Source organism: uncultured Streptococcus sp., from assembly GCF_963545685.1.
Lineage (GTDB): Bacteria > Bacillota > Bacilli > Lactobacillales > Streptococcaceae > Streptococcus.
On the sequence record NZ_CAUUKN010000059.1, the window covers coordinates 1 to 7,801 of the forward strand.

General features: G+C 40.8%; 7 protein-coding genes. 2 read left to right on the plus strand and 5 right to left on the minus strand.

The window, feature by feature from the left end:
- Nucleotides 1-238: 238 nt before the first annotated feature.
- The 4 genes from RWZ99_RS08200 to RWZ99_RS08215 form a co-directional block, all read right to left on the minus strand.
- Complete coding sequence (locus RWZ99_RS08200; protein WP_314677913.1) at nucleotides 239-703, minus strand: 8-oxo-dGTP diphosphatase; 465 nt, start codon at nucleotides 701-703, stop codon at nucleotides 239-241.
- A 43-nt stretch (nucleotides 704-746) separates the two neighbouring features.
- A complete protein-coding gene (gene uvrB / locus RWZ99_RS08205) occupies nucleotides 747-2,738 on the minus strand; it encodes an excinuclease ABC subunit UvrB (RefSeq protein ID WP_314677916.1) in 1,992 nt (663 codons plus the stop codon).
- Nucleotides 2,728-3,354: a hypothetical protein gene (locus RWZ99_RS08210; protein WP_314677918.1), complete on the minus strand. Its 627-nt coding sequence runs from the start codon at nucleotides 3,352-3,354 to the stop codon at nucleotides 2,728-2,730. The genes uvrB and RWZ99_RS08210 overlap by 11 nt, the downstream gene beginning before the upstream one ends.
- Nucleotides 3,355-3,426: 72 nt before the next feature.
- Nucleotides 3,427-4,362, minus strand: coding sequence for a type II CAAX endopeptidase family protein (locus RWZ99_RS08215; RefSeq protein WP_314677920.1), 936 nt, complete (start codon nucleotides 4,360-4,362; stop codon nucleotides 3,427-3,429).
- 199 nt (nucleotides 4,363-4,561) lie between these two features.
- Here RWZ99_RS08215 and RWZ99_RS08220 point away from each other — a divergent pair, with 199 nt between their 5' ends.
- Both RWZ99_RS08220 and RWZ99_RS08225 read left to right on the plus strand, forming a co-directional pair.
- Nucleotides 4,562-6,772 (plus strand): ABC transporter substrate-binding protein/permease, encoded by a 2,211-nt coding sequence (locus RWZ99_RS08220; RefSeq protein WP_314677922.1) that lies wholly within the window; start codon nucleotides 4,562-4,564, stop codon nucleotides 6,770-6,772.
- A complete protein-coding gene (locus tag RWZ99_RS08225; protein WP_314677925.1) occupies nucleotides 6,772-7,512 on the plus strand; it encodes an amino acid ABC transporter ATP-binding protein in 741 nt (246 codons plus the stop codon). The genes RWZ99_RS08220 and RWZ99_RS08225 overlap by 1 nt, the downstream gene beginning before the upstream one ends.
- A gap of 71 nt (nucleotides 7,513-7,583) precedes the next feature.
- Here RWZ99_RS08225 and RWZ99_RS08230 read toward each other — a convergent pair whose 3' ends face one another.
- The gene (locus RWZ99_RS08230; protein WP_314677927.1) at nucleotides 7,584-7,781 is read right to left on the minus strand and encodes a GTPase; all 198 of its coding nucleotides are present in this window, start codon (nucleotides 7,779-7,781) and stop codon (nucleotides 7,584-7,586) included.
- Between the last annotated feature and the right edge of the window lie 20 nt (nucleotides 7,782-7,801).

The following is a 7,801-nucleotide window of genomic DNA, read 5'->3' on the forward strand; positions in this document are numbered from 1 at the left end:
AAAAGTTTTTTCCATGGTTTCATAATCAATCTCTTTTCTATATTTATTAACTTATGTAAGTATAATAATGTATTATTATGCATTTGTCAACGGGGAAATGGACTTTTGTTGTTTATAATTTTTATTTTTATTAATTTTTACTTGTTAACCAATCGGAATTTCCTTTATTTTAAGCCAGTCTATTTATCATTTAAAATAATAAAAAACTATTCATTCATTTGAATAAATAGTTCTTTTTTCACCAAAATTCTCTTAGGAAGTCATTTTCAAGGCGCTCACGATAGAAGAGTTCTGAGAGATCGTCTTCTTCAAACACACGAAGTAGATTAAGCATGTCATAGGCTAAATCCATATTAGCTACCTCCTCTCGAGCAACCCAACGGACTTCTCCCTCTTCCGTTGAACGAAGATTCCCTTCAAAATCCGAGGTTCTATAGAGGAAAACCAAGTACCGTTCGTCATCTGTCGTGTACCAGTGCTTCATGCCGACCAATTTAGGATTTTTGATGGTTAAACCAGTTTCTTCCTTTACCTCACGAATAACGGATTCCACCAGACCCTCGTGGGCTTCAATGTGCCCACCGGGTAGGGCTGCTCCCGACCAGGAATAACGCTTTGGATCGCGGATTTGCATGACGATATTTCCACGGCCATCTTCGATGAGACACATGTTGGTCAGAATAGTTGCTTGTGAACGTGACATATATTTCCTTTCTTATTATATTACCTAAGTGATGAAACTAGCCTTAATCCATACTCTTTAACTCCAACACCATATCACGGATTTGTGCTGCCAATTCAAAGTCAAGCAATTCTGCTGCTTCGTGCATTTGTTTTTGAAGTTTCTTGATGGCTTCTTGGCGTTCTTTTTTGTTCATGGCACTATAGTCCACAGTATCCTCTGCCACTTCTGCTTCATTGGCCTTGGTAATCGAAATAAGGTCACGAATTTCTTTCTTAATGGTTTGTGGAGTGATGCCGTGCTCCTTATTATAGGCCATTTGGATTTCACGACGACGAGCTGTTTCATCCATAGCTTTCTGCATAGACTCCGTAATCTTATCCGCATACATGATAACGTGCCCTTCACTATTTCGGGCAGCACGTCCAATCGTTTGGATAAGCCCTCGTTCGTTACGAAGGAAGCCTTCCTTATCAGCATCCAAAATAGCAACCAGACTGACCTCAGGAACGTCAATCCCCTCACGGAGAAGATTAATTCCTATAAGAACATCAAAGACACCCAAACGTAGGTCACGGATAATCTCCGTACGCTCCAAAGTCTTAATATCAGAGTGCATGTATTTGACCTTGACACCCATTTCCTTGAGGTAATCGGTCAAGTCTTCAGCCATCTTCTTAGTCAAAGTTGTCACAAAGACACGCTCGCCTTTTTCAGTACGGGCATTGATTTCACCAAGGAGGTCATCCATTTGACCCATTGTTGGACGAACCTCAACTTCTGGATCAAGTAGCCCTGTCGGACGGATAATTTGCTCAACAACAGTCTCCGTCTGCTCCATCTCATAGTCACCTGGTGTCGCTGACACGTAGACAATCTGATGCACATGACTTTCGAATTCTTCACGTCGGAGAGGACGGTTATCAAGAGCTGACGGTAAACGGAAACCGTAATCAACAAGCATCTTCTTACGGGCTTGGTCTCCGTTATACATTCCCTTAATCTGTCCCATGGTCATGTGACTTTCATCAATCATGATGAGGAAATCCTCTGGGAAGAAATCAAGCAAGGTAAACGGCGGTTCTCCCTCTTTACGACCATCCATATGGCGTGAATAGTTTTCGACACCATTGGTGTAACCCATCTCACGAAGCATTTCGACATCGTATTCTGTCCTTTGACGAATACGTTGAGCCTCGATAAGTTTCCCCTCGGCTTCAAATTGCTTAACCTGAGCCTCCATCTCTTCCATAATATTCTTGATGGCTTCTTCCATATGCTCTTCATTGGTCATAAAGTGAGTAGCTGGGAAAAGAACAAGGTGCTCAACTTCACCGAGATTACGTCCTGTCAGACTCTCAATCTCACAGATGCGGTCAATTTCATCACCGAAAAATTCCACTCGAAAAGCATGTTCGTCACGGCTGGCAGGGAAAATTTCGACCACATCACCACGTACACGGAATTTCCCACGTTGAAAATCAATATCGTTTCGCTCAAACTGGATATCAACCAAGTCATTGAGTAACTTGTCTCGAGAAATTTCTTGACCAGGACGCAGGCTGACAGCTGAGTCCGCATATTCTTTTGGCGAACCCAAACCATAAATACAAGAGACGGAAGCCACAACAATCACATCATTACGTTCCAATAGGGCTGATGTTGCTGAGTGTCGGAGTTTATCAATTTCGTCATTGACAGAGCTATCTTTTTCAATGTAGGTATCTGATGACGGCACATAGGCCTCTGGCTGGTAATAATCATAATAGGAAACAAAATACTCTACAGCATTGTCTGGGAAAAATTCCTTGAACTCACCATAGAGCTGTCCAGCCAAGGTCTTATTGTGGGCGATAACCAGAGTTGGTTTATTCACGCGCTGGATAACCTGACTCATGGTATAGGTCTTACCTGTCCCTGTCGCTCCCTTTAAAATTTGAGCCTTCTCACCACCCTCGATATTATCAACTATAGTTTCAATGGCCTGAGGCTGATCTCCTGAAGGTTCATATTTAGAAACCAAATGAAATTGGTTGTCTTCTTTTCTATCTATCATGGTTTTTCCTTTCATTTATGAAATCATTCATCTCTTGGTCTGAGAAGATTTCCCCACTTGTAAGTGGAATTTGAATCATTCGCATCTTAGCGATATATGCTCGCTTCTTCCGTGATTGATGACCAAGTTTTTTGTCATAGGTAACGGCTGTCTCACCATTTTTGAAGAAGACAAGCAAGACCCGATATCTCTCTTTATCACCAACCTCAGCATCATAGTCAAAGACGTGCTCGATGCGTTTCAAAGAATATCTCACTGTCGAAGAGTGTTCAATATCCTCCATCCGCGTTGACCAAGATTTCTTGACAAACGCAATCTCTGATAAGGGAATTTCAAAAGTTTTACGTCCAAATGCTTGGCCGTAGTAGGTCAAAGAATTGTCATCAAGTTCCAAGAATTTTCCATGACCTTTGAGATTTACGATACCGTCTATGATGAGAACAATAGATAATAAGACCCCAAATAAAACAATGAGACTAAGGAACTGATTGACTGGATTGTCACGAAGAGACCCTCTAATGAGCTCCGGACTAATAATCCATAAAGATAAGACGGAAAATATAAGGCCAACGACCATTTTCAATTTCAACATGACCCTATCAAGCTTTACTATCATCTCGTCCCCTTTTTCAAAACTTACTTCTATTTTAACATAGAAGCAAAAAGACCGAGTCTTTTGAACTCAGCCTTAAAAATTTTCTTTTTTCAATTGTAATCGGAGGATGATGATCCCTACCAGCAGGACCACACAGGTCACGATATTACCTTCTAAACCAAAGGCTCCACCTGATAACCAATCTGGGACACCTGACTTGGTCTGGAAGTGCACTAAGCTGCCACCTGCATTATATCCACTGACTGCCACTCCAACTAGGTTTCCTTGCGTAAAGTTCCAAGCACCATGAAGAGCCGCTACTCCCCAGATATTATCTGTCTTAAGCATGTAAAGAGCCATGAGGACTCCTACTAGAACAATACTGATAAGAGACAAGGCGGTAACACCTTGATTTCCCATGTGTAGTATTGAAAAGAGAGAACTTGAAATAGCAATTCCCCAGGAAAGGTTCAATCTATTAGTCACCGTCTGAAGTAGCCAACCACGTGTTACCAGTTCCTCAGTCCCTCCCTGGATAAACCAGAAAGGAATCAAAGATAAGATATATAAGAGGGTTCTTTGAGAAAAGTCCACTTTTACAAATTCTAAGCCACCAAGTAAATAAGTTCCAAGGAAACTCGCTAACAAGAGTAGAGTCCCAAATCCCCAACCCTGAAGCAAGTTCAAGCAAATATTTCCCTTAAAAAATCCAAGTGTACGAATGGGACGTTTTTCAACAACTTTAACCCAGAAAAAGATAACCAAGGCAGTAAAGGCAAAGGTTCCCAACTGAAAATACAAGCTTGAAAAAAATTTATTGGAAATCGTATTTATATCCTGGAACTGAATATTGCCATTAAATAGTAAGAAGGAAAGAACAACAGTCATTGGAATTCCCACAACAACCGCCGCTAGAAATCCACCTATGAGGATATATCCAAAGGCAATAAAACAGGAAAGCGTAATCATCAGCCAACTTGGCACTTTATCATATCGGCTGGTATATTTCTCAAGCATACGTTTTTTCATTTTTAGCTCCTGTAACAAATCTTACATGTATTCGATTACAGTGTAACGGATTGACACAAGCTTGTCAACTTCTTCTAAGAAAACCTCTCAAAGTTAACTAATCTTGTTAGAATTTCTAACATCAAACTCCTCGAAATTTGATAACAAGGGCTTTTTTTGATAAAATAGGAAGGTATTTTATAAAGGAGAACTTTTTATAATGAAGAAAAAACTTCTGACACTCTTTTTGAGTGCCATGTCAGTTTTCTTTGTTTTCGGAGCTAAGGTATCTGCCGATACTATCTCGGTAGTTTCAGATACAGCCTATGCCCCATTTGAATTCAAAGATTCTGATCAAATTTACAAGGGTATCGACGTTGACATCATCAACGAGGTTGCCAAACGTAAGAATTGGGACGTTAACCAAACCTTCCCTGGTTTCGATGCAGCCGTTAATGCGGTTCAATCAGGACAAGCAGATGCCCTCATGGCAGGTACTACTGTTACCGACGAACGTAAGAAGGTCTTTACTTTCTCAGACACTTATTACGATACATCAATTGTTGTTTACACACGTAGCAACGACAAAGTCACTGACTACAAACAATTGAAAGGTAAGACAGTTGGTGTTAAAAACGGTACAGCTGCTCAGACCTGGCTTGATAAAAACGCTAGCAAGTATGGTTTCTCTGTTAAAACTTTTGACACTAGTGACTTGATGAACAACAGTTTGGATTCTGGTTCAGTTTATGCAGCCATGGACGACACACCAGTTGTTCAATATGCTATTGGTCAAGGTAAAGACTATGCTATCAACATCAAACCTGAATCTATCGGTAGCTTCGCTTTCGCTGTAAAAAAAGGTGGAAAACACGAAAATCTTATCAAGGATTTCAATGAAGCTCTTAAGGAAATGAAGGAAGACGGTACCTACGATGAAATCATGACCAAATGGTTGGGTGACTCAGCAAAATCTTCTTCAAAATCTTCGTCATCAAAACCTTCGGAAGCTCTTAACTTGACTGGTGATGCTAATGCAAAAGCAACTCCTGTCAAAGAAACTTACACCATCTCAATGGACTCATCTTTTGCTCCATTCGAATACCAAAATGGTTCTGGTAAGTATGTTGGTATTGACGTTGACATCATCAATGCCATTGCAAAAAACCAAGGTTTCAATGTTAAACTAACTAACCCTGGTTTCGATGCATCACTTAATGCCGTTCAATCTAGCCAAGCCGATGCGGTTATGGCTGGTATGACCATCACGGATGCCCGTAAACAAATCTTTGATTTCTCAGATCCTTACTACACTTCAAACATTCGTTTGGCTGTGAAAGAAGGATCTAACATTAAGAAATACGAAGATCTCAAAGGTAAGACTGTAGGAGCTAAAAACGGTACTTCTTCTTACTCTTGGTTAGAAGAAAATGCCGATAAATATGGCTTCACGCTTCGTGCATACGATGAAGCTTCGACTATGTATGATAGCTTAAACTCAGGTTCAATCGATGCTCTTATGGATGATGAAGCCGTACTTCTATACGCTATTCAACAAGGGCGTGACTTTACAACACCTATCGAAGGTATTGCCACTGGTGAAGTCGGCTTTGCCGTTAAAAAAGGTGCCAATCCTGAGTTGATTGAAATGTTCAACAATGGTTTAGCGGCTATCGTTAAAGATGGTACTTACGATAAGATTATCAATAAATACCTCAACAGCGATAAAGCTCAAGAAAAAAGCTCAAAAACAACTGCCGATGAAACTACAATCGTAGGCTTAATTAAAAACAACTATAAACAACTTCTCCAAGGTCTTGGAATTACCCTTGGATTGACCCTTCTTTCATTTGCTATTGCCATGATTATCGGTATTATCTTCGGTATGATGGCAGTTGCACCAAACAAAACACTCCGTGTTATTTCACAAGTATTTGTTGATGTTGTCCGTGGTATTCCATTGATGATTGTTGCAGCCTTTATCTACTGGGGTATTCCGAACTTGATTGAAAATATCACGGGTCACCAGTCACCAATCAATGACTTCGTGGCAGCAACGATCGCCCTCTCACTTAACGGTGGTGCTTACATTGCAGAAATCGTGCGTGGTGGTATTGAAGCTGTCCCTATTGGTCAGATGGAAGCCAGCCGAAGCTTGGGTGTCCCATACAATACAACAATGCGTAAGGTCATCTTGCCACAGGCTGTTCGCTTGATGTTGCCAAACTTCATCAACCAATTTGTTATCTCATTGAAAGATACGACTATCGTATCAGCTATCGGTTTGGTCGAACTCTTCCAAACTGGTAAAATCATCATTGCTCGTAACTACCAATCATTCCGTATGTATGCGATTTTGGCCATCCTTTACTTGGTCATCATCACATGCTTGACGAAATTGGCTAAACGACTAGAAAAGAGACTTAAATAATGGCTGAATTGAAAATCGATGTGCAGGACTTGCACAAATCATACGGCGACAATGAAGTCCTTAAAGGTATTGACGCCAAATTCTACGAAGGTGACGTTGTATGTATCATCGGTCCTTCAGGTTCAGGTAAATCAACCTTCCTTCGTACTCTTAACCTACTTGAAACAGTAACATCTGGTAAAGTAGTCGTTGATGGCTATGAATTATCAGATCCTAAGACAAACCTTGACAAAGCCCGTGAAAATATTGGGATGGTTTTCCAACATTTCAACCTCTTCCCACACATGACTGTCCTTGAAAATGTGACATTTGCTCCCATTGAACTTGGACGTATGAGCAAAGAAGAAGCTGATAAATTAGCTATGGATCTTCTTGACCGTGTTGGACTTGCTGACAAAGCCGATGCTAGACCAGATAGCCTATCTGGTGGACAAAAACAACGTGTGGCAATTGCGCGTGGTTTGGCAATGAATCCTGACATCATGCTCTTTGACGAACCTACTTCTGCCCTTGACCCTGAGATGGTCGGAGATGTTCTTAACGTTATGAAAGAATTGGCAGAACAAGGGATGACCATGATTATCGTTACTCACGAAATGGGATTTGCCCGTCAGGTTGCTAACCGTGTCATCTTTACTGCGGATGGTGAGTTCCTCGAAGATGGTACTCCAGATCAAATCTTCGATAATCCACAACACCCACGTTTGAAAGAGTTCTTAGACAAGGTCTTAAACGCCTAATCCTTAAAACAGTTACTCCTAATGGGGTAGCTGTTTTTGATTACCAATTTGGATAAAAAACAGAGCAAGTACTACACTTGCTCTGTTTCTTCATTTAATTCAGGGTGTTTTGCTGCTTCTTCCCTTGCCAAACGCTCACGTTCAAGACGGAGTTTTCGGTTAGGGTTCAAGCGCGTAAAGAGTTCTTCAAGTTTCTTCGGGTTCCAGACATCAGCCGCAGAAACAAAGTTCCCATCTTTATCCTTGAAGGATATCGGTTTATCTCCCATTGTAAACCTCTTATTTCAAT